A 22,572-nucleotide genomic window follows, 5' to 3' on the forward strand; every position below is an offset into this window, starting at 1 on the left:
TCGTGATCCCCGAGATCAAGCCCGCCCCAGGAACACCGGATTCGTCATGGCCGCCATCGGCCCCGGGGCGCCGGGGGCGGTGGGCGGATGGCGGACCTCCGCGCGGACGTAGGCGGCGTTCGCCGGGGTGGTGTGCCAGGTGGCGGTGCCTGAGGTGGGGAGGGGGGTGGTGAAGAGCCGGCCCTGGTCGGTGAGGAAGCGGATGCTGCTGTCGGGGGGTGCGCCGGTGACGTGGAGGCGGAGGGTGACCGGGGTGGAGGCGGGAACGGGGAGGCGGCCGCCGATGGTGGCGTGTTGGCCCTGGGGGCCGGTGGCGGTGAAGGTGAGGGTGAGGGCGGAGGATTCGGCGAGGTAGGCGCGGCCCGCCCGGATGCCGTCGAGGATCGCGTCGCGGGAGAGGTCGTCGGCGAGCACGACGGTCTGGGGGAGGCCGATCACGTCCGGGTCGCGGTGGGCGTCGCTGTGGCCGACGCCGGGGAGGAAGCGGCCCCGGCCGTGGGCGTGGGTGACGAGGGCGTTGTCCCACTCGGCGACGGCCACCTCGTCGTCGAGGGTGAAGGGGCCGTTCCAGATCTCCACCGCGTCCGCCTCGGCGTAGCCGAACTTCCAGTTGCAGCCGATGCAGGTGGCGTGCGGGTGGGCCGGGACGACCAGGCCGCCCGCGCGGTGGATGCGGCGGGCGAAGCGGGGGAAGGCGCCGTCGCGGGCACGGTAGCGCCAGTCGATGAAGACGCCGGGGTCGGTGCCCATCGCCACCACGTGGCCGTTGCGGGTGGTGACCTCCTCGCCGGTGAGGATGAGCAGGTCATCGCCCCACAGTCCGTCCCAGGCGGAGTGTGCGGCGGTGGTGTTGTGCTCGGTGGTGGTGAGGAAGTCCAGGCCGGCGGCGCGGGCCAGGGCGGCGATCTGGGCGGGGGTGCGCTTGCCGTCGGAGTGGACGGAGTGGAGGTGGTTGTCGCCCCGGTACCAGGAACGGCCGCGGCCCTTGGCGCGTTGGGGTGGGTAGGTGGGGGTGCGGGGGGTGCCCCGGGGGCCGTGGCGGAGGGTGATGGTCACTTCATAGGTGAGGCCCTGCGGGGCGACGGTGTACGGGCCGAGGACGACGTGCCAGGTGCCCGGGTTGACGGGGCCGGGGAGATAGCCGGGCGTGGCGTCGTCGGCGCGCAGGAAGAATTCCGTACGGGCGCCACCCGACCACCCACGGAAGCCGCGCCCGCCCAGGTCCGTACCGCGCTCGTCGAAGATGCCGATGTCGCAGGCGTTGCCCGCGGTGCCGGGCGGGGTGGCGGGCCGGTCGTAGGTGTAGGAGACGGCGATCTCGCGTACGCCGTGCGGGACTTCCACGGGGAGGTGGACGTAGTCGGGGGCGCCGGTGGGCAGCCGGCCGGTGACCTTGCGGGTCTCCTCGCCGGTGCGGGCGGCGCCCTGCGCGGGCCCGCCGCCGTCGTCGGCCGCCGCGAAGCTCACACCGTTCACCGTAAGCGCCGCGGCGGCTCCCGTCATCAGGAGGGCGCGGCGCCCGAACGGACCGCTGGTTCTGTCGTCGTCGCACATGGGGCACCGCTTTCGGGGTCGGTGTGAGGAAATCGGCGTGGCGAACTCTCGTATTGAGGCGTGAACGGGCGGTCAAGGGAAGGGGGCGGGGCAGAGACGCTCTCGTGTGGCGCGTTCGGCGGCCACCGCACCGGCGCCTCATGGACGCTGCCCTTTCCCGGGGGTAGGAAGGGAGCACTGCCGACGCGGAGGTACGCCCAGTATGCGGATCTCGACCACCATCTTCCTGACCGACGAGACCGTCCGGCCCGACCGGCTGGCCCGGGAACTGGAGCAGCGCGGTTTCGCCGGGCTCTATCTCCCCGAGCACACCCACATCCCGGCCAGCCGTGACACGCCCGCCCCCATGGGCGAGCCGCTGCCCCGTGAGTACGGGCGCACCCTCGACCCGTTCGTGGCCCTGGGCCAGGCCGCCGCCGTCACCGAACGGCTGACGGTCGCCACCGGCGTCACCCTCGTCGCCCAGCACGACCCGATCGCGCTGGCCAAGCAGGTCGCCACGCTGGACTTTTTGTCGGGCGGGCGGTTCACGCTGGGCGTGGGGTACGGCTGGAACGTGGAGGAGGCGGCCGACCACGGGGTCGACTGGCCGACCCGGCGTGAACTGGTGCGGGAACGGATGCTGCTGATGCGGGCCCTGTGGGCGGACGAGCCGACCGCCTACCAGGGCCGGTTCGCCTCCGTACGGGCCAGCCTGGCGCACCCGAAGCCGGTCAAGGGTGCGCCGCGCACGCTGGTCGGCGGCGCGCCGGGACCCCGGCTCTTCGCGGGCATCGCGGAGTACGCGGACGGCTGGCTGCCGATCGGCGGCGCGGGACTCGCGGAGGCGCTGCCGGCCCTGCGGCAGGCGTGGACGGACGCGGGCCGGAGCGGTGAGCCGGTCGTGGTGCCGTACGCGGTGCAGCCGTCGGCCGGGAAGCTGGCGAAACTGCGGGACTTGGGGCTGGCGGAGGTCGTCGTGGGGCTGCCGTCGGCGGAGGAGGCGGAGGTGCTGCGGACGCTGGACGAGTACGCGCAGTATTTGTGAGTCACGGGCTCTGAGATGAGGCGCCGACCTGTGGTGAGGCGCCGGATCCGGGGAGAGGCACGGGTGCTGTGGTGAGGTTCCGGCTCTGAGGTGAGGCACTGGCTCCGAGGGCGGGACCGGTTCCCGGCACGGGGGAGCGCTGTGCCTCCGTACGGCCGGACTCCGCCCGCCCAGGCTGCCCGCCGCGGCTCCGGAGGGAACCTCCGCCTGACGTGATCAGTGGCACACCGTCGCAGGCCATCCGGTCGGCGGCGCTGTCGGTGGTCGCTCGTATGCTCGTTGGATGACTAGCAGCGCGCAGGTACCCGGGCAGGGGACGGACCGGGTGGCGGTCCCCACCGGCACGCCCTCCTCCGCCACCGCCCCCACCGCCAACGCCATGCGCCGCGCCCTCAAGCGCGCCCGCGACGGCGTCGCGCTCGACGTCGCCGAGGCCGCGGTGCTGCTCCAGGCGCGCGGCGACGACCTGCGGGACCTGTGTGCGTCCGCCGCCCGGGTGCGCGACGCCGGCCTGGCGGCCGCCGGCCGGCCCGGTGTCATCACGTACTCCAAAAGCGTGTTCATCCCGCTCACCCGCCTGTGCCGGGACAAGTGTCACTACTGCACCTTCGCCACCGTCCCCGGCAAGCTGCGCCGCGCCGGCCACGGCATGTTCATGTCCCCGGACGAGGTGCTGGACATCGCCCGCCGCGGCGCCGAACTGGGCTGCAAGGAAGCGCTGATCACGCTCGGCGACAAGCCGGAGGACCGCTGGCCCGAGGCGCGCGAGTGGCTGGAGGCCGAGGGGTACGACTCGACCATCGCGTACGTACGGTCGATCGCGATCCGCATCCTGGAGGAGACGGGACTGCTGCCCCACCTCAACCCGGGCGTGCTGTCCTGGACGGACTTCCAGACCCTCAAGCCGGTCGCCCCGTCGATGGGCATGATGCTGGAGACCACCGCCGAGCGCCTGTGGAGCGAGCCCGGCGGCCCGCACCACGGCTCCCCCGACAAGGAACCGGCCGTCCGGCTGCGCGTCCTGGAGGACGCCGGGCGCTCCAACGTGCCGTTCACCAGCGGGCTGCTCATCGGCATCGGCGAGACGCACGAGGAGCGCGCCGAGTCGCTGTTCGCGCTGCGCAAGGTGCAGCGCGCCTACCACGGCATCCAAGAAGTCATCGTGCAGAACTTCCGCGCCAAGCCGGACACGGCGATGCGCGGCATGCCCGACGCGGAGCTGGCGGACCTCGCGGCCACGGTCGCCGTCGCCCGGCTCATCCTGGGGCCGTCCGGCTGCCTCCAGGCGCCGCCCAACCTGGTCGACTCCGAGTACGCGCTGCTCATCGACGCGGGCATCGACGACTGGGGCGGCGTCTCCCCGGTGACGCCCGACCACGTCAACCCCGAGCGGCCCTGGCCCCGGATCGAGGAGCTGGCCGAGAAGTCCGCCGCCGCCGGCTTCGAGCTGCGCGAGCGGCTCGCCGTCTACCCGGAGTACGTCCAGCGCGGCGAGCCCTGGCTGGACCCGCGCCTGCTGCCGCACGTCCGCGCCCTGGCCGACCCGGAGACCGGCCTCGCCCGCCCGGACGCGAAGGTCGAGGGCCGCCCCTGGCAGGAGCCCGACGAAGGCTTCTCCATGAGCGGAGCGGGCCGTACGGACCTGCACCGCACCATCGACACGGACGGCCGCACCACCGACCGGCGCGACGACTTCGACGAGGTGTACGGCGACTGGGACGCGCTGCGCGAGGCCGCCGCCCCCGGCATGGCGCCCGAGCGGATCGACACGGACGTCCGTGCCGCCCTGGCGCGGGCCGCCGACGACCCCACCAAGCTCACCGACGCCGAGGCGCTGGCCCTGCTGCACGCCGACGGCCCGGCGCTGGACGCGCTGTGCGGCATCGCCGACGACCTGCGCCGCGCCACGGTCGGCGACGACGTCACGTACATCGTCACCCGCAACATCAACTTCACCAACGTCTGCTACACCGGCTGCCGTTTCTGCGCCTTCGCCCAGCGCCGTACGGACGCCGACGCCTACACCCTCTCCCTCTCCCAGGTCGCCGACCGCGCCCAGCAGGCGTGGGACGTCGGCGCGGTCGAGGTCTGCATGCAGGGCGGCATCCACCCCGACCTGCCCGGCACCGCGTACTTCGACATCGCGCGCGCGGTCAAGGAACGCGTCCCCGGCATGCACGTCCACGCCTTCTCGCCGATGGAGGTCGTCAACGGCGCGTCCCGCACCGGACTGTCCATCCGCGAGTGGCTGGGCGAGGCCAAGGCCGCCGGGCTGGACAGCATCCCCGGCACCGCCGCCGAGATCCTCGACGACGAGGTCCGCTGGGTGCTGACCAAGGGCAAGCTGCCCACCGCCACCTGGGTCGAGGTCATCAAGACCGCCCACGAGCTGGGCCTGCGCTCGTCCTCCACGATGATGTACGGCCATGTCGACCAGCCCCGGCACTGGCTCGGCCATCTGCGGCTGCTGGCGGAGATCCAGCAGGAGACCGGCGGCTTCACGGAGTTCGTGACACTGCCGTTCATCCACACCAACGCGCCCGTCTACCTGGCCGGCATCGCCCGGCCCGGCCCGACCACCCGCGACAACCGCGCCGTCACGGCCATGGCGCGCGTCCTGCTCCACCCGCACATCCCCAACATCCAGACGAGCTGGGTCAAGCTGGGCACCGAAGGCGCCGCCGAGATGCTCCGCTCCGGCGCCAACGACCTCGGCGGCACCCTGATGGAGGAGACCATCTCCCGCATGGCGGGCTCCAGTTACGGGTCCTACCGCTCCATCCGGGACCTGGTCGCCATCGCGGACGCCGCGGGCCGCCCGTCGCGCGCCCGCACGACGTCGTACGGGCCGGTCCCCCCGGAGCGCGAGGCGGCGGCGCTGGCATCGGACGGGCATCTGCCGGAGTTGCTGCCGGTGGTGGAGTAGGAGCCCGTGTCATGACCCCGGCCGGAGCGCCCGGCCGGGGCGGTGACGCGGGTCCCCACGGCGGCCGGGGCGCTACGCGGAGCGCCGGCGTGGCGCTACGGTTACGCCTCAGGAGCCCGCCGGGGGACGCGGGCCGGGAGGTGAGCGGTGCACCGCGGACGGCTGTCGCGGCAAGAGCTGATCCGGGCCCGGCGCGGGGACGGCTTCGTCGGCCGCGACGGCGAACTGGCCGCGTTCCGCGCCAACCTCGCCCGGGACCCGGCCGACCCGGACTTCCGGTTCCTGCACCACCTGCGCGGTCAAGGGGGCGTCGGAAAGACCTCCCTGGTGCAGCGCTTCGAGCAGATGGCACGCGAGCGGGGCGCGCTGACCGTGTACACCGACGAGTCGGTGCACGGCGTCCCCGAGGCGATGGCCGAGATCAGTGCCCGGCTGGGCCGCCAGGGCAGCCCGCTGAAGTCCTTCGACAAGCTGCTGGCCACCTACCGGGAGCGGCGGCACGAGGCCGAGGCGGCGCTCGCCGGGCCGGACGAACCGGGCGGCGAGGCGCCGCCCTCGCCCGGCAGCATGCTCATCGCCCGGGCGGGAGTGGCGGGCATGGGCCTGATCCCGGGCGCCGGGCCCCTCGCCGGCGCGATGGACACCACCCAGCTCGCCCGGGGCACCGACCGGCTGCGCGGCCGCATCGGCGCCCGGCTGCGCAATCACGACGACGTACGGCTGGTGCTGTCCCCGGTCGAGGTGCTGACCCCGGTCTTCGTGCGGGAGCTGGGCGAGGCCGCCGACACCGTGCCCGTACTGGCGCTCTTCTTCGACACCCACGAGGCGACCGGCCCGCTCCTGGACACCTGGCTGCGCGACGTCCTCTTCAGCGACCGCTACGGCCCGCTCGCGCCGAACGTCATGGTCACCCTCTCCGGCCGGGACGCGCTGGACCCGAGCTGCTGGGCCGACCACCTCGACCACGTCACGGACGTACCGCTGGACGCCTTCACGGAGGCCGAGGCCCGGCGGTTCCTGGCGGCCCGGGACATCACCGACGCGGAGACCGTCGAGGTGATCCTGCGGCTGACCGGCCGCCTGCCGGTCCTGGTGTCCACCCTGGCCGAGAACCGGCCGCACGCGGCGGAGGCGGTCGACGACCCCAGCGACACCGCCGTCGAACGTTTCCTGAAGTGGGAGACCGACCCCGTACGGAGAGAAGCCGCGCTGGCGGCAGCCCTGCCGCGCCACCTGGACGAGGACGTGTACCGGGAGGCGGTCGACGCCGCGGCCGCCGACCACTTCGGATGGCTGTGCGCGCTGCCGTTCGTCACCGGCCGCGGCGGCCGGTGGCAGTACCACGAGGTGGTACGTACGGCGATGCTGCGCCTCCAGCGCCGCCGCTCGCCGCGCGTCTGGGCCGAGCGGCACGGGCGGCTGGCGGCCGCGGCGCGGCGGTGGCGGGAGGAGTGCGCGGGCGACCGGGGGCCGGCCGAGTGCCGCCGGGACGGGCGGTGGCGCGAGTTCCGGCTGCGGGAGATCTACCACGCGCTGTGCGCCGACCCGCGGGTGTTCCTGGCCGAGGCCCTGTCCGAGGTCACCCGCACCGCCCAGTACGAGCCGCCCGCCGTACGGCTGGTCGCGGAGACCGTACGGCAGGCGGGGAAGGACGCGGACGCACCGGAAGCCCGGGACTGGGGCGCGCGGTTGACGGCCGCGCTCGACGGGCCGGAAGGGCCGGCGCAGGCGCTCACCGTGCTGCTCGCCCGGCCCGGCCTCGACCTGCCGGAACAGGTACTGATCCACCGCCTGCGCGGCCGCGAACACCGCAAGGCCGAGAACTGGCAGCAGGCGTTCGCCGACTTCGGCCGGTGCCTGGAGCTGGCGCCGGACGACGTCCACGCGCTCGTGGGCCGGGGGCTGACCCACCGGTACCGGCGCGACTTCGAGCCCGCCGTCCAGGACTTCGCCCGTGCCCTGGAACTCGACCCGGGCTCGGTCTCCGCGGCCTTCCACCTCGGCGAGGTCAACCGCCTCATGGGCCGGTACGAGGAAGCGCTGGCCGCGTTCGACCGGCCACTGGAACTCGATCCGCGCTACCCCCCGGCGCACGGCAGCCGCGCTGTCTGCCTGCGCCACCTGGGGCGCCACGAGGAGGCCCTGGCGGTGCTGGCACACGCCATCGAGCTGCACCCGGACTACGCCTGGGCGATGGCCGAGAGGGGCATGACCTACCGCGCGATGGGCCGGTACCCGCAGGCGCTGGCGGAGTTCGACCGGGCGCTGGCCGTCAACCCGTCGTACGCCTGGGCCGCCGGGGCCCGCGGGCGGGTCGCCCTCCTCGCGGGGCGGCTCGCGGAGGCGGTGGCGGACTTCGGCCGGGTGGCCGCCCTCGGGCCGGCCGATCCCTGGCTCCACGCCCGCCGCGCCAAGGCGCATCAGCTCCTGGGCGCGGAGGACGAAGCCCTCGCCGACTACGACCGGGCCCTCGCCGGCTGCGGCCGGACCGCCGCGCCGGAGGCGCCGGACGGTCCCCGGGCCGTCTTCCTGGCCGCGCGCGCCGGATGCCTGCGCCGGGCGGGACGGCTGGACGCGGCGCGCGAAGCCGTCGAGGCGGCCTCCGCCGCCGCACCGGACGACCTGCTGGTCCGGTACGAGTCCGCGCTGCTCACCGCCGCAGAGCGCGGGGTACGGGCATCCGCGCCCGCCTGGGAGGCGCTGCGGGACGCGGAGGCCCGGCCGACGGACGGTGACGGCTTCACGGGCCCCGCCGCCGTCGCGCTCGTCAGCCGGTGCGCCCTCGCCGACTGGACGGGCGCGCGGACCACGCTCGCCGGGCTGCTCGGCGACGGCACGCCCTGGGAGCGCACGGCCGAGGCGGAGTTCGGGCTGCGGGACCTGGCGGCACTGTGGACGGAACGGGACGCAACGGTCACCGGCCGGTTCGAGGCGATCCACCGCGTACTCCTGCGACGGATGGCGGAAGCCGCCTGCGCGAGCCTGTGACCGGCTCCGCCGCCCCGCCGCGCCGTGACCGGCTCCATCGGCCCGCCATGCCGTGACCGGCTCCGCCGGTCCCTCATCCGTCCCCGGTCTCCGCCTCCGCCTCGTGCTGGAGGATGCACTGCTGCCACTGCGCCAGCGCTTCCGCGCGGTCGCCGCCGGTGTCCTCGGCGGCGGAGATGAGCGCGTCGGCCGCCATCGCGGCCAGCCGGACGGTGATCTGGCACACGTCGCGCTGGGAGAGCGGCCGGAGGAGTTCCACGGCACCGTCGCTGTCACCGGCCAGGGCGCAGGCCACGGTGGCCATGGCGGTGCGGTCCCACTCGAAGTCGGGCATGCGGGGAGCATTCCCACGGCGGCCCGGTCGTATGACCTCGGTGCGCGGCGGGCACGACTGTGCTGATCGGGGACGTAGTGATCAAAAGCCGCCACCGGGGTGACCGGTGGCATAGCGCTCCTTGCCCGGAGTTGACTGTTCATGGTCGATTACAGTGCTGCGGCAGGGGGAGCGTAAGGGCCCCGTAAGGGAAGTGGTGGGCCACGGGGAGGGACCGAAGTGAGCGCAGCGGCAGGCGGCACGGCCATCTGGGGCCGGGCCGAACAGCAGGACTTCCGCAGCCGGGTACGCGGCTGCCTGCTGGGCGGGGCGATCGGTGACGCGCTCGGCGCGGGCATCGAGTTCGACTCGCTGGACGCGATCCGCGCGGCGCACGGCCAGGACGGTGTGACGGACTACGTACCGGCCTTCGGGCGGCGTGGCAGGGTCACCGACGACACGCAGATGACCCTGTTCACCGTCGACGGACTGATCCGGGCCCAGGTGCGGCGCGACACCGGCGCCTGGCACCCGCCCACCGACGTGCACCGCGCCTACCTGCGCTGGGCCGCCACCCAGCGCGACTGGGGCCCCGACGAGCGCCGGAAGGACGACGGCTGGCTCGCGCGCGAGGAATGGCTGTACGCGCGGCGGGCGCCCGGCCGGGCCTGCCTGTCCGGGCTCGGTGACGAGGTGATGGGCACGCTGGACAAGCCCAAGAACCCGGGCTCCAAGGGGTGCGGCGCGGTGATGCGCTCGGCGCCGTTCGGGCTGCTGGTCGGCTGGGAGCCGCAGCTCGTCTTCCAGCTCGCCGTCGAGTGCGCCGCCCAGACGCACGGCCACCCGACCGGCTGCCTCGCGGCCGGCGCCCTGGCGGTGATCACCCACTCGCTGGCCCGGGGTGAGGACCTGGACGGTGCCGTGCAGAAGGCCCTGGCCCACCTGGCCACCCGGCCCGGCCACGAGGAGACCGGTGACGCGCTCAAGGGGGCGCTGGGCGCCGTACGGCAGGGCATGCCGACGCCCGCCCGCGTGGAGTCGTTGGGCGAGGGCTGGACGGCCGAGGAGGCCCTGGCGATCGGCGTGTACTGCGCGCTGGTCGCCGAGGACGTCCGGCACGGGCTGCTGCTGGCGGTCAACCACGGCGGTGACAGCGACTCGACCGGCGCCATCTGCGGCAACCTCCTGGGCACGCTGCACGGCGAGACGGCGCTGCCGCCCGGGTGGCTGGCCGAGGTGGAGGGCCGGGCGACGATCCTCCAGCTCGCCGACGACTTCGCCATGGAGATGACGCAGGGCCCGGCGCTGCACGGGCCGGGGAACTCCGCGCCGGGGTGGCTGGAGCGGTACCCGCGCGCGTGACCCTGCCGAGGGACGGATGTGCCGCGCCCCCGTATACCCGTATGCGGGTACGCCCGTGCACCCGTACGGCGTGTGCGTCGGACGTGAAGTCACCTGCGCGCCAAGGCCGTTCGCATTGTCCCGCTTTGGGGGAGACTTGGTCGACAAACCCGCCCCGCGCATGCGAGAACAGCCCAGAGGGCCGGGGGCGGCCCGTACCGCAAGCGTACGAGGGGGGACGAGACCATGGGCCGCTACCTGCTGCGCAGGCTGGCCGGCTATCTGGTCCTGGTGGCCGTGGCGGCGTCCCTGACGTACGTCCTCGCCGGGCTGAGTCTGAACCCGCGCGCCCGGTTCGAGAACCGCAACCCGCCGCTGCCCGAGGCCTCCGTCACCCGGACCCTCGACGACGTCAACATGAACCCGGACACCCCGGTGATGACCCGCTTCGCACGCTGGGCCGGTGACCTCGTCCACGGCGACCTCGGCCGGACCGTCTCCGGCGACTCGCTCAACGACGACTTCGGCCGCCGGGTCGGTGTCAGCACCCGGCTGCTGCTCCTGGCCACCTTCGTCGGCTCGGCCCTCGGTGTCGCCGTCGGCGCGTACGGCGCGATCCGCCAGTACCGGTTTTTCGACCGGTTCTCCACCCTCGCCTCGTTCTTCGTACTGGCCATGCCGGTGTTCGTGGTCGGCGTCGCGCTGAAGATCGGGGCCACCGCCCTCAACGACGGCACGCAGACCATCAAAGTCCTCGGCGAGTACGACGCGCAGTACGCCGGCCGCTGGGACCCCGCCGCACTCCTCAACCGCGCCCAGCACATGCTGCTGCCCGCCCTGACCCTGATCATCGTGCAGGTCGCCCTCTACAGCCGCTACCAGCGCAACACCATGCTGGACGTGCTCGGCGCCGACTTCCTGCGCACCGCCCGCGCCAAGGGCCTGCGCCGCCGTACCGCGCTGATACGGCACGGACTGCGCACGGCCGTCCTCCCGGTCGTCCCGCTCTTGGTCTACAACATCGTGCTGCTCTTCGCCGGCGCCACGTTCGTCGAGAAGACCTTCGGCTGGCACGGCATGGGCGAACTGCTCGTCGACGCGGTCGCCGGACAGGACGTCAACGCGGTCGCCGCGGTGGGCCTGTTCACCGCCGTACTGGTGCTGGCCGCCGGACTGCTCTCGGACCTCCTGTACGCGGCCCTGGACCCCCGCGTACGGGTGCGGTGATGCGTCACGCGGGCGCCGGCCGCACGGCGCGGACCGGCCGTACGCCACGGGACCGCGACCGCCGCACGGCGCGGCACCACACGACGCAGCCCGGCCCGTCACAGCCCGGCCCGTCACGGCCCGGCCCGTCACAGCACTGCACGCCCGGCCACCCCCGCCCGTCACGCGCCCGCCTCACCGCGCGCCGCTTCGCGCGCAACCGGCTCGCGTCGGCCGGGCTGGCGCTGCTCGTCCTGCTCTTCCTCGCCGCGTACGCCGGCCCGCTGCTGAGCCCCTGGGACCACCGCACCCACGACTTCCTCAACTTCCTGTCCGGCCCGTCCGCCGACCACTGGTGGGGCACCACCCAGAGCGGCCTGGACCTGTACGCGCTCACCCTGCGCGGACTCCAGAAGTCCCTCGTCATCGCCCTCCTCGCGGGCGTGCTGTGCACCTTCCTGTCGGCCGTGGTGGGCGCCTTCGCCGGGTACTTCGGCGGCTGGACCGACCGCGTCCTGACGGGGTGTGTCGACCTGCTGCTGGTGATGCCGGCGTTCCTGGTCGTCGCCGTCCTGTCGCCGCTCGTGCGCGGCTCCGGCTGGCCGGTCTTCGTCGTGCTGCTGGCCGCCTTCAGTTGGATGATCACCGGGCGGGTGGTCCGCAGCGTGACGCTCACGCTCAAGGAACGCGCATACGTCAAGGCCGCCCGGTACCTGGGGGTACCCGGGCCGGTGATCGTCTTCCGGCACATCCTGCCCAACATGGCCTCCCTGCTGATCATCGACGCGGTCGTCCAGGCCGGGGCCGCGGTCATCGGGGAGAGCGGGCTGTCGTACTTCGGATTCGGGGTGCAGCCGCCGGACGTGTCGCTCGGCACGGTCATCGCCGACCACACCAACATGGCCGCGAGCTACCCGTGGCTGTTCTTCTTCCCCGCCGGCTGCCTGGTGCTCATCGGCGTCGCCCTCGCCTTCATCGGCGACGGGCTGCGGGACGCGCTCGACCCCGAAGCGGCGGGAGCGCAGGCCCGTGCCAAGCGGCGTACGCGGCGCGGGCCCCGTACGGTCGGCGGCGCGCCCACGGAAGGGCGCCGGTGACCGGACAGCACCCCGATCCCACGGCCGCACGCGCCGCCCTCCGGGTCACCGACCTGCACGTCACCTTCCCCGGCGAGAGCGGCCCCGTACACGCCGTACGCGGTCTGAGCTACGCCGTACGGCCCGGCGAGGTGCTCGGCATCGTCGGGGAGTCCGGCGCGGGCAAGTCCGCCGCCGCGCAGGCCGTCCTCGGGCTGCTCCCGGACGGCGCCGAGGTACGGGGCTCCGTCGAACTGGACGGCCGGGAACTGACCGGCCTCGACGACGTCGCGCTGTCCAGGATCCGCGGCAACGGCATCAGCATGGTCTTCCAGGACCCGCTGTCCGCCCTCACGCCCGTCTACAGCGTCGGCAGCCAGCTCGTCGAGGCACTCCGCGTCCACCAGGACCTCGGCCGCAAGGCCGCGCGGACCCGCGCCGTCGAACTCCTCGGCCTCGTCGGCATTCCCGATCCGCACCGCCGCGCCGACGCCTTCCCGCACGAGTTCTCCGGCGGGATGCGGCAGCGCGCGGTGATCGCCATGGCCATCGCCAACGACCCGAAGGTCATCGTCGCGGACGAGCCGACCACCGCCCTGGACGTCACCATCCAGGCGCAGGTCCTGGACGTCCTGCGGACCGCCAGGGAGGTGACCGGCGCCGCGGTCGTCCTGATCACCCACGACCTGGGCGTGGTCGCCGGGTTCGCGGACCGGGTGCAGGTCATGTACGCGGGGCGGCCGGTGGAAGCCGGCACGGTCGACGCGATCTACTACCGGCCCCGGATGCCGTACACCGTCGGCCTGCTGGGCGCCACTCCCCGGCTGGACAGGCCCTCGGACGCGCCCCTGGTGCCCGTACACGGCACCCCGCCGCCCCTGACGGCACTCCCGCCCGGCTGCCCGTTCGCCCCACGCTGCCCCGTCGCCGTGGCCCGTTGCCACGAGACGGAACCCGCCCCGGCCCCGGCCGTGGGCACCACCCACTCCGCCGCCTGCCACCGCGGCGAGGAGATCGCGCGGGGGGCGCTGCCGCGGGCGGGAATCTTCGCGGGGGTGGGGGAGGGGCATGCGGAGGGGGGTGTGGGGGCTGAGGGAGCGGCTGCGGGGGCTGGGGAAGAGGCTGCGGGGGCGGAGCCTGGCTGTGCGGATCGCGCGCCTATGGGGGCGAATCGAACGCCCCTGTCCCCCCAGCAGGGGGTTACCCAAGGGGGGCGAGCGCGAACCGCGCCGTCCGGCCCCGGCACGCCCTCCGACGCGTCCTCCGGCAGGCCCCCCGACGCGGAGGCCACACTCGCGTGGCCAGGCCCGGCCCGCGCGGATCGCGCGCCTACAGGGGCGAATCGAACGCCCCCGTCCCCCCAGCCGGGGGTTACCCAAGGGGGGCGAGCGGGAACCACACCACCCGCCCCGCCCACACCCCCCGCCCTCCTGGAGATCGACGGGCTCGTCAAGCACTTCCCGCTCACCCGGGGGACTTTCGTCAAGCGCACCATCGGCACCGTGCGGGCCGTGGACGGGATCAGTCTCGTCGTACGGGAAGGGGAGACGCTCGCCCTGGTCGGTGAGTCCGGGTGCGGCAAGACCACCACCCTGATGGAGGTCATGGACCTGGCGGCCGGGCAGGCGGGCACCGTCCGCCTCTTCGGCCGGGACGTACGGGAACTGGACCGCGCCGCGCGCCGGAGCCTGCGCCGTGACCTCCAGATCGTCTTCCAGGATCCGACGGCCGCGCTCGACCCGCGGATGCCGGCCGGTGACATCCTCGCCGAGCCGCTGCGCACCCACCGCTGGCCCAAGGACCGGATCGCCGCCCGCGTGCCCGCCCTGCTGGAGACGGTCGGTCTGACGGCCGCCGACGCCGGCCGCTACCCGCGCGAGTTCAGCGGCGGCCAGCGCCAGCGCATCGCCGTCGCGCGCGCCCTGGCGCTGGAGCCGCGGCTGCTGGTGCTGGACGAGCCGGTCTCCGCGCTCGACGTGTCCGTGCAGGCCGGTGTGTTGAACCTGCTGGACGAGCTGAAGGCCCGGCTCGGCCTGAGTTACCTGCTCGTCGCCCACGACCTGTCCGTCGTACGGCACACCGCCGACCGGGTCGCGGTCATGTACCTGGGCCGCATCGTGGAGTCGGGGGACACCGCGGACGTGTTCGCTGCGCCCGCGCACCCGTACACGCGGGCCCTGCTGTCCGCCGTACCGCTGCCCGACCCGCGCAAGGAGCGCGCCCGTACCCGCGTCCTGCTGGGCGGCGATCCCCCGAGCCCGGCGGACGTGCCGTCGGGCTGCCGGTTCCGCGGCCGCTGCCCGCTCTACGCGACGCTCGGCGCCCCGGAACAGCGGCGCTGCCAGGAACAGGACCCGCAACCGGGCCCCGTCGCGCCCCGCGACGGAACAGCCGACCGGCAGACCCCGGACCGCAGCCCAGCGCCCCCCGGAGCGCCCCGCCCCGAGGCGTCCCGCCCCGAGGCACCCCGCCCCCATGCACCCCGCCCCCACGCGCCCCGCCACGAAGCCGCCTGCCACTACGCGTCATCCGCCCCGGCACCGCCCTGAGGAGGCTGAAGAACACCTCCCGTACTGCGCCCGCCCTGTGTTTTCGTCAGTCCAGTCGAGAAAGGGAACGTCTTCGCAATGAAGCTCTCCAGAGTGCCGCTCGCTCTCGTCGCCACCGCCGTGGTGTCGTCCTTGGCGCTGACCGCTTGCGGTGGGCCGGACGACGAGCGGGGGGACGGCAGGCCGAAACCGCCGCCGAAGACCACCGCGCTGGACATCAACCGGACCGACCCGGCGCAGCTCAAGCAGGGCGGCACGCTGAACTGGGCGATAGACCAGTTCCCGGTGCAGTTCAACGAGATGGAGACGGACGGCAACCAGGCCGCCACCAACGCCGTCGTCGAGGCCGTGATGCCGTCCCTGTGGCACTCGGCGCCCAACGGTGAGCAGGTGCCCAACAAGGCGTTCCTGCTGGACGCCGCCAGCCGTACGGAGGGCGGCAAGCAGGTCGTCACGTACCACCTGAACCCCCGGGCGAAGTGGTCCGACGGCACCCCGGTCACCTACCGGGACCTGGCGGCCAACGTACGGGCGCTGAGCCGCAAGGACGCGGCGTTCAAGGTCGGTTCCCCGGCGGGGTACGAGGACGTGGCGTCCGTACGCCGGGGCAAGGACGACCACGAGGCCGTCCTGACCTTCGGCAAGCCGTACGCGGACTGGCGTGCCCTGTTCGGCGCGCCCAACAACACCCCGCTCTACCCGGCGAAGTACATGGCCGACGCCAAGGGCTTCACCACCGGCTACCTCAACCGGATCCCGGTCACCGCCAACGCGTACAAGCTCGGCGGCATCGACCGGACCGCGCAGACCGTCACCCTCGTCCCCGACCCCGCGTGGTGGGGTGAGAAGCCGAAACTCGACAAGATCGTCTTCCATGCGATGACGACCGAGTCGATGCCCGCCGCCTACGCCAACGGCGAGATCGACTACTTCGACCTGAACGCCGGAGTGGCCGCCTTCAAGCAGGCGTCCGGTGTGAAGACGGGGGAGATCCGGGAAGCCGGCGGGCCCAACTACCGGCACCTGACCTTCAACGGCAGGAGCCCGAAGCTCAGCGACCCGAGGGTGCGCCGGGCGCTGTTCAAGGCCACCGACCGCGAGACGCTCGTGAAGTCCAGCGTCAAGGGCCTCAACTGGGAGGCGCGGCCGCTGAACAACCACTTCCTGGTGCCCAGCCAGAAGGGCTACCGGAACAACGCCGGGGACCTCGGCACGTACGACCCGAAGGGCGCCGCCCGGCTGCTGGACGAGGCCGGCTGGAAGCTGGACGGCACGGTCCGCAAGAAAGGCGGCGAGGAACTGAAGCTGCGCTTCCTGATCCCCACCGGCCAGCCCGCCTCGAAGAACGAGGCCACCATCCTCACCCAGATGTGGGCTCAGGCAGGCGTCCGGCTCGACATCCGGACGGTGCCCGTCAACGAGTTCTTCGACAAGTACCTGACCCCGGGCGACTACGACGTGGCGCCCTACAGCTTCTCCCGCACGCCGTTCCCCGCGACCGGCTCCAGCGGTACCTACGCCCGCGACGGCGGCGGCAACGACTCCAAGACCGGCAGCGCGAAGCTGGACGACCTGCTGGACAAGGCGAGCCGCAGCACCGGCCGGGCGGCCGCCCTGGAGGCCGTCAACGAGGCCGACGCGGAGGCATGGCGGATCGCGGGCGTGCTGCCCACCTACCAGCTCCCCGAGATCACCGCGGCCAAGAAGACCCTGGCCAACCTCGGGGCCCAGGGGATGGCCGACATCATCTACGAGCGGATCGGCTACACGGCGTAGCCCGCCGCGCCGGACCGGTCCGGTTCAGCGCGGTGTGGCACGGTGGCCGGGCCCGCCGACCGGCCCGGCCGTCGTGCGGGCGGCGGCGCCCGCGCCACCCGTGCCGCCGTCGTTCCCGTCGTCGTCCTCGTCGGAACCCGAGTTGATACGGGCGAGCACCGCGTCCCGCTCCGGGGTGTCCTCCGGCTTGACGAAGCCGATCAGGACGTACAGCACCAGCGAGGTGGCCACCGGCGCGACGACCTGGATCTGGAGCCGGACGCCGGTCAGCCCGTAGTTGGTCAGCCAGAAGGCGAACAGGCCCGCCGCCCAGGACACCAGCGCCGCGGTCGGCCCCGACCTGCGGAAGCGCGGCACCATGCCCAGCAGGAACGGGATCGAGATCGGCCCCACCAGACCGGCCACCCACTTGATGACGACGGTGATGATGTCCTTGAACGTCGGCGAGTTGACCTGGGTGGCGACGGCCATCGACAGGGCCAGGAAGGCGACGGTGGACAGCCGCGCGGCCAGCAGGCCCGCCCGGTGCGACCAGGTGCGGGCCCGCGCGCCCAGCTTCGGCAGCGCGGGCGCGATGTCCCGGGTGAAGACGGCGGAGATGGCGTTGGCGTCGGAGGAGCACATGGCCATCGTGTGCGAGAAGAAGCCGACGATGACGAGGCCGAGCAGGCCGTGCGGCAGCAGGTGCTCGGTGAGCAGCGCGTACGAGTCGGAGGCGTCCGGCTTCTCCGCCTTGACCAGCAGCGGCGCGACCCACATGGGAAAGAAGAGCACCGCGGGCCACACGAACCACAGGGCCGCGGACAGCCGCGCCGAACGCCGCGCCTCGCGGGCGCTGCGGGTGGCCATGTAGCGCTGCGCCTGGTTCCACATGCCGCCGCTGTACTCGAAGGTCTTGATGAAGAGGTACGCCAGCAGGAACGTCAGGGTGTACGGCCCGACCGTCGGCCGGGCGTGGCTGTCGGGCAGCCGGTCCCACACCGTCCACAGCGCGCCGACGCCGCCCAGCTCGGCCAGAACGGTCACCAGCATCGCCACGCCCGCCAGCAACTGGATCACGAACTGACCGAGTTCGGTGAGCGCGTCCGCCCACAGGCCGCCGACCGTGCAGTAGACGCCGGTGACCACGCCGGTGATCAGGATGCCCTGGTTGAGGGAGAGGCCGGTGAAGACGGACAGCAGGGTGGCGATCGCCGCCCACTTGGCCCCCACGTCCACGATCTTCAGCAGTACGCCGGACCAGGCGAGCGCCTGCTGGGTGGGCAGGTTGTAGCGGCTCTTGAGGTACTCCAGCGGCGAGGCGACGTGCAGCCGTGAGCGCAGCCGGTTCAGCCGCCCGGCGAACAGCCGGGCCCCGATGGCGATGCCCACCGCGATGGGGAAGGACCAGGTGACGTAGGACGTGACGCCGTACTGGTAGGCGATGCCCGCGTAGCCGGTGAACATCACCGCGCTGTAGCCCGACATGTGGTGCGAGATGCCGGACAGCCACCAGGGCATCCGGCCGCCGGCGGTGAAGAAGTCGCTCACGTCGTCCACGCGTGTGTGGGACCACACACCGATCGCGACCATCACGCCGAAATAGCCGATGAGCACGGCCCAGTCGAGACTGTTCATGCCCCCTCCAGGGGTCCGCCATGTGAACGGGAAGACACTTCGCCGTACGGTCCGCGGGGCGGTGCCCCGTGCGCGAGCGGGGGCTTCGGGGATTGAACCGTCCATGGCGATGACCGGTCAAGGGTGCCGACGGTCAAGGATGTGAACCACTGACAGCTAGGCGAACGATTTAGCGGTCCCTCGGCCTCTGGGGGAGTCGCTGGGCACGGCCGCCGGACACCACGATGAGCACACACTTCGCCGGGCGAGGCGCGGCGGGACGCGCCGGAAGGGCGGCGGTTCGGGGCGCGGGGGGACGCGCCGGAAGGGCGGCGGTTCGGGGCGCGGGGCGGGCCCCGTGGGGAAGGGGGCGGGCGGCGCCTGCCCGCTGTCAGCGCATGATCTCCCCGGCGTTCACCAGCAGCGACTGGCCGGTGATCGCCCGCGCCCGGTCGGACGCCAGGAAGACCGCGGTCTCGGCGACATCGGCGTCCGTCGCCATCTCCGGCAGCGCCATCCGCGCGGTGAGCCGGTCCAGCACCTCGCGCTCCGGTACGTCCTCGGTGTGCGCCACATACCGCACGTACGCCTCGACCTGCGGTCCCCACATCCAGCCCGGCTGCACGGTGTTGACCCGAATCCGGCGCGGCCCCAGCTCCCGCGCGAGCGCGTACATCGCCGAGACCAGCGCGCCCTTGGACGCCGCGTACGCCGCCTGCCGCACCTCGGACGGCGCGGCGACCGACGACTGGGTGCCGATCAGCACGACCGATCCGCCGCCGCGCTCCGCCATCGACGGCAGGCAGGCGCGCGTCATGCGCAGCGTGCCGAAGAGATTGACGTCCACGACCCGCTGCCAGGCGTCGAAGTCGGCGTCCGCCAGCCCGCCGAAGTGCGAGTCGAGCGCGGCCACCTGAACGAGGGCGTCGATGCCGCCGAAGCGCTCGACGGCGAGCGCGGCCAGCGCGCCGCACTGGTCCTCGTCCGCGATGTCCGTCACCCGCCAGGCCACGCGTTCGCCCGACGGATCGGCCTGCGCCGCCGTCCCGGCCAGACGGGACTCCGTACGGGCGCCGAGCACCACCGAAGCGCCGTCCCGTACGCACGCCAGCGCCACCTGATGGCCGAGCCCGGCGCCGACGCCCGAGATGACGACGGCCTTGTCCCGCAGCAGCATGCGCGCCTCCCGGCCGGGCCGACCGCCGACGGCGAGCAGGCGCCGCCTGGCGACAGGATGTGACGGACCGTCAGGATACGTACTTTGGGGCGCGCCGGCCATGGGTGTGGGGCCTCTATGGCCGAGCGGCCGCTATGGGGGTGCGGCCCCGACGGCCGTGGGACCCCTGCGGCCGTGGGCCCCCAAAGCCGTGCGGCCGACAGCGCCTTCGCCGGCCGCCGCAGGCCCCTTCCCCCAGGATCTCCTCCGGCGGATGCGTCACGAAGGGCAGCCGCGCGGGCCCCGCGTCGGCGGCCGCGCCGGGGAGCCACCGGTGTGCACTCGGCGTGCCGCCCCCCTCCTCAACTGACGGTACGTCAGCTACACCTGAGAGGCATGACCCACGACCCCGGCACGGCCGAGCCCCCGGACACCCGCAGCGGGACCTACGCCGAACTGGCCTCCGTCGGCCCCTACGGTGTGCGCCCCGGGCACGCGCTGATCACCATGGTCGAGCCGCATCCCGGTCACGAGTACGCCTACAACCGCTGGTACGAGGACGACCACTACCTGGCCGGCGCGATGGCGATGCCATGGATCTTCGCGGGCCGCCGCTGGGTCGCCACCCGCGACCTCCAGCTCCTGCGCTACCCCGCGCGGTCCGCCGTCGCCCGACCCGTCACCGCCGGCTGCTACCTCGCCACGTACTGGATCACCGAAGGGCGCTACGACGACCACCTGCGGTGGACCGTCACCATCAACCGGCGGCTGAACGCCGACGGCCGGATCCATCACGCCCGTACGCACGTCTTCACGGCCTTCCACGACCACCGGGCCACCGTCTACCGGGACGGCGCCCGCGGCCCGCGCGACATCCACGCCCTGGACCACCCGTACGCCGGACTGGTCGTCGAGGTCGTCGACGCGGCCGACGCGCGGGGCTGTGGCGCGCTGCTGCGGTGGCTGACGGACGAGTGGCTGCCACGCCGGCTGGCGGGCTCGCCCGCGGCCATGGTGACCGTCTTCCGGCCCACGCCGCTGCCGGACGACCGGATGCCGTACGTGCGGCAGGTGGCGGGCCTGGATACCCGGCTGACGCTGCTGTGGTTCCTCCAGGAGGACCCGCGCGCGTGCTGGGAGCCGTGGTTCACGGGGCTGGACGGGGAGGTCGCCGCCTCGGGGCCGGGGAGGGTGGAACTGGTCGCGCCGTTCGTCCCCACGGTGCCCGGGACCGACCGGTACGTGGACGAGCTGCGCTGAGGCACGGGGAGGGGAGCCGCGCGGGCCCGCGGGCAAGGCCGAGCCCCCTCGGCCGGGACGGCGATCCAGTCGAGAGGGCTCTTGGGTGGTACTCGTCATGCGGGGTGCGATTCATGTCATGCGGTGTGACCGGTTCAGGAGGGCCCATGGAAGGGACCCGCACCCCCGGCCGGACCGGAGCCGAACGGCTCAGGCCAGGTCGTACGCGCCTTTGTGCACGTCCGCCACGAAGGTGCTCCACGCGGCGGTGTCGAAGGTCAGGCGCGGGCCGTCGGGGTTCTTGGAGTCACGGACCGCGATGGCGGCGGGCGCCGGGACGGCGACCTCGACGCAGGCACCGTTGCCACCGGAGTACGAGGACTTCGTCCAGGAGAAGGCGGAATTGGGCTGGATGGACATGTTCACTCCGACTCATTGTGAGCTGCACCGCGTTGCCGCGGATTCGGTAGTCCTGACGCTACGCGCCAACATCACCGAGGGCAGGAGCAGTTCACCCATCCGTATGGCATATTCCTTGATCTCTTTTCAAGTGACCGCAGGGCGGTGTACGGTGCCGGGCTTTCTTCCGGAATGCTGGATTCAGCCATCCTGTCGTCGTGATCAGGACATGCTGTCCGCGTGCTTCTTCGCCGCCGCGGCGATGAACTCCCGGCTCTGGTCCGCGCTCAGCGCCTGGGCCCGCAGATGTTCGTACATGATCGTGTACTTGTGCACATCGTTGGTCTTCTCCAGATACAGATCGCTGGTGACGCCTTCGATGTAGACCACGCTCGAATCGGCCGCGTCGTCGAACTCCAGGATCGAGAACGTGCCGGACATGCCGGCGTGCGCGCCCGCGTCGTACGGCAGTACCTGGACCGTCACATGCGGCAGCTTGCTGACCTCCACGAGGTGGTCGAGCTGCTCGCGCATGATCAGATGACTGCCCACGACACGGCGCAGCGCGCTCTCGTCCAGGACGACCCACAACCGCAGCGGGGTGTCGGGGTGGTTGACCCGCTCCTGGCGGCGCATCCGCACCTGAATACGTTTCTCCAACTGTTCCTGCGTGAGCTCCGGGACCGTGCCGGGAATGACGGCCTCGGCATACCCGGGCGTCTGCAGCAGGCCCGGCACGAGCAGCGACTCGTACACCCGCAGCGAGGCCGCCTCGGTCTCCAGGCCGATGTAGACGCTGTACGGGATGTCGCCGAAAGCGTGCCACCAGCCCTGCTGGCGGGAGTCCTTGGCCATCTGCATCAGCGAATCGACGACCCGGTGGTCGTCGACCTCGTACACCCCGCACAGATCCCGGACGTCCCGCTGGCTGATGCTGCGGCGGCCGTTCTCCAGTCGGCTGATCTTCGACTGTGACACGAGCAGGCGCTCGGCGACCTCCTCCGCCGTCATGCCTTTCAGCTCGCGGAGCCTGCGCAGCTCCTGGCCCAGCCGGCGCCGCCGGACGGTGGGATTGATGTTGGACGCCACGGGACGTGCACCTCCGGCTCCGTACTGCTGATTTCTCCTGCTCAGCAGATTGCCATCCCAGGTCCGCGCAGCGCAGTGGAATGGACACACAAGGCGAGCGGGCGTGCGCGCGGGGTGGCGGCCCGGCCGTCGTCCGGAACGGCCGGGCCGCCACCCCGCGCCTGCTGCGGCTCCCGAACGGGACCGTGGGGACGGTGGTGCGGATTTCCTGTGGTGCGGGTGGTGCGGGTGGTGCCGAGGTGCGGGTGGTGCGGTGCTGCCGTGGTGCCGTAGGTGCGGTGGTGCGGCCGTGCGGTGGTTTCGTGTCGCCCCGCGCGCCTGTCGTGGGGAGCGCCGG

General features: G+C 73.1%; 15 protein-coding genes. 9 read left to right on the plus strand and 6 right to left on the minus strand.

Features of this window, described 5'->3' with window-relative positions; translation table 11 throughout:
• Window positions 1–15 precede the first annotated feature (15 nt).
• Window positions 16–1,554, minus strand: coding sequence for a CehA/McbA family metallohydrolase (locus ACH4EB_RS15175; RefSeq protein WP_398347896.1), 1,539 nt, complete (start codon window positions 1,552–1,554; stop codon window positions 16–18).
• A 202-nt stretch (window positions 1,555–1,756) separates the two neighbouring features.
• Here ACH4EB_RS15175 and ACH4EB_RS15180 point away from each other — a divergent pair, with 202 nt between their 5' ends.
• From ACH4EB_RS15180 to ACH4EB_RS15190, 3 genes are all read left to right on the plus strand, one after another.
• Window positions 1,757–2,581, plus strand: coding sequence for a TIGR03619 family F420-dependent LLM class oxidoreductase (locus ACH4EB_RS15180; RefSeq protein WP_398347897.1), 825 nt, complete (start codon window positions 1,757–1,759; stop codon window positions 2,579–2,581).
• Window positions 2,582–2,864: 283 nt separating this feature from the next.
• Entirely contained in the window at window positions 2,865–5,507 is a 2,643-nt protein-coding gene (locus tag ACH4EB_RS15185; protein ID WP_398347898.1) for a bifunctional FO biosynthesis protein CofGH, read from the plus strand.
• A gap of 147 nt (window positions 5,508–5,654) precedes the next feature.
• The gene (locus ACH4EB_RS15190) at window positions 5,655–8,495 is read left to right on the plus strand and encodes a tetratricopeptide repeat protein (protein ID WP_398347899.1); all 2,841 of its coding nucleotides are present in this window, start codon (window positions 5,655–5,657) and stop codon (window positions 8,493–8,495) included.
• A gap of 73 nt (window positions 8,496–8,568) precedes the next feature.
• Here the strand turns inward: ACH4EB_RS15190 and ACH4EB_RS15195 are convergent, their stop codons facing one another.
• On the minus strand, window positions 8,569–8,829 hold the full coding sequence (locus tag ACH4EB_RS15195; protein ID WP_030021897.1) for a hypothetical protein: 261 nt from the start codon (window positions 8,827–8,829) through the stop codon (window positions 8,569–8,571).
• A gap of 219 nt (window positions 8,830–9,048) precedes the next feature.
• Here ACH4EB_RS15195 and ACH4EB_RS15200 point away from each other — a divergent pair, with 219 nt between their 5' ends.
• From ACH4EB_RS15200 to ACH4EB_RS15220, 5 genes are all read left to right on the plus strand, one after another.
• Entirely contained in the window at window positions 9,049–10,170 is a 1,122-nt protein-coding gene (locus ACH4EB_RS15200; protein WP_398347900.1) for an ADP-ribosylglycohydrolase family protein, read from the plus strand.
• A gap of 225 nt (window positions 10,171–10,395) precedes the next feature.
• Window positions 10,396–11,376 (plus strand): ABC transporter permease, encoded by a 981-nt coding sequence (locus ACH4EB_RS15205; RefSeq protein ID WP_398347901.1) that lies wholly within the window; start codon window positions 10,396–10,398, stop codon window positions 11,374–11,376.
• Window positions 11,376–12,452, plus strand: a complete 1,077-nt coding sequence (locus tag ACH4EB_RS15210; protein ID WP_398347902.1) for an ABC transporter permease — start codon at window positions 11,376–11,378, stop codon at window positions 12,450–12,452. Before ACH4EB_RS15205 ends, ACH4EB_RS15210 begins: the two co-directional genes overlap by 1 nt.
• Window positions 12,449–14,980, plus strand: a complete 2,532-nt coding sequence (locus ACH4EB_RS15215; protein ID WP_398347903.1) for a dipeptide ABC transporter ATP-binding protein — start codon at window positions 12,449–12,451, stop codon at window positions 14,978–14,980. The genes ACH4EB_RS15210 and ACH4EB_RS15215 overlap by 4 nt, the downstream gene beginning before the upstream one ends.
• Before the next feature lie 78 nt (window positions 14,981–15,058).
• On the plus strand, window positions 15,059–16,756 hold the full coding sequence (locus ACH4EB_RS15220; RefSeq protein ID WP_398347904.1) for an ABC transporter family substrate-binding protein: 1,698 nt from the start codon (window positions 15,059–15,061) through the stop codon (window positions 16,754–16,756).
• Window positions 16,757–16,780: 24 nt separating this feature from the next.
• Here ACH4EB_RS15220 and ACH4EB_RS15225 read toward each other — a convergent pair whose 3' ends face one another.
• Together ACH4EB_RS15225 and ACH4EB_RS15230 are read right to left on the minus strand one after the other, a co-directional pair.
• Window positions 16,781–18,373 (minus strand): sodium:solute symporter family protein, encoded by a 1,593-nt coding sequence (locus tag ACH4EB_RS15225; protein ID WP_398347905.1) that lies wholly within the window; start codon window positions 18,371–18,373, stop codon window positions 16,781–16,783.
• A gap of 370 nt (window positions 18,374–18,743) precedes the next feature.
• On the minus strand, window positions 18,744–19,529 hold the full coding sequence (locus ACH4EB_RS15230; protein WP_398347906.1) for an SDR family oxidoreductase: 786 nt from the start codon (window positions 19,527–19,529) through the stop codon (window positions 18,744–18,746).
• Window positions 19,530–19,904: 375 nt separating this feature from the next.
• Between ACH4EB_RS15230 and ACH4EB_RS15235 the strand changes: the two genes are divergently transcribed.
• Window positions 19,905–20,768, plus strand: coding sequence for a hypothetical protein (locus ACH4EB_RS15235; protein WP_398347907.1), 864 nt, complete (start codon window positions 19,905–19,907; stop codon window positions 20,766–20,768).
• A 189-nt stretch (window positions 20,769–20,957) separates the two neighbouring features.
• Here the strand turns inward: ACH4EB_RS15235 and ACH4EB_RS15240 are convergent, their stop codons facing one another.
• Window positions 20,958–21,167 (minus strand): DUF397 domain-containing protein, encoded by a 210-nt coding sequence (locus ACH4EB_RS15240; protein WP_398347908.1) that lies wholly within the window; start codon window positions 21,165–21,167, stop codon window positions 20,958–20,960.
• A gap of 201 nt (window positions 21,168–21,368) precedes the next feature.
• On the minus strand, window positions 21,369–22,235 hold the full coding sequence (locus tag ACH4EB_RS15245; protein ID WP_398347909.1) for a helix-turn-helix domain-containing protein: 867 nt from the start codon (window positions 22,233–22,235) through the stop codon (window positions 21,369–21,371).
• Between the last annotated feature and the right edge of the window lie 337 nt (window positions 22,236–22,572).

It is taken from the genome of Streptomyces sp. NPDC018045 (genome assembly GCF_044327445.1).
Classification (GTDB): domain Bacteria; phylum Actinomycetota; class Actinomycetes; order Streptomycetales; family Streptomycetaceae; genus Streptomyces.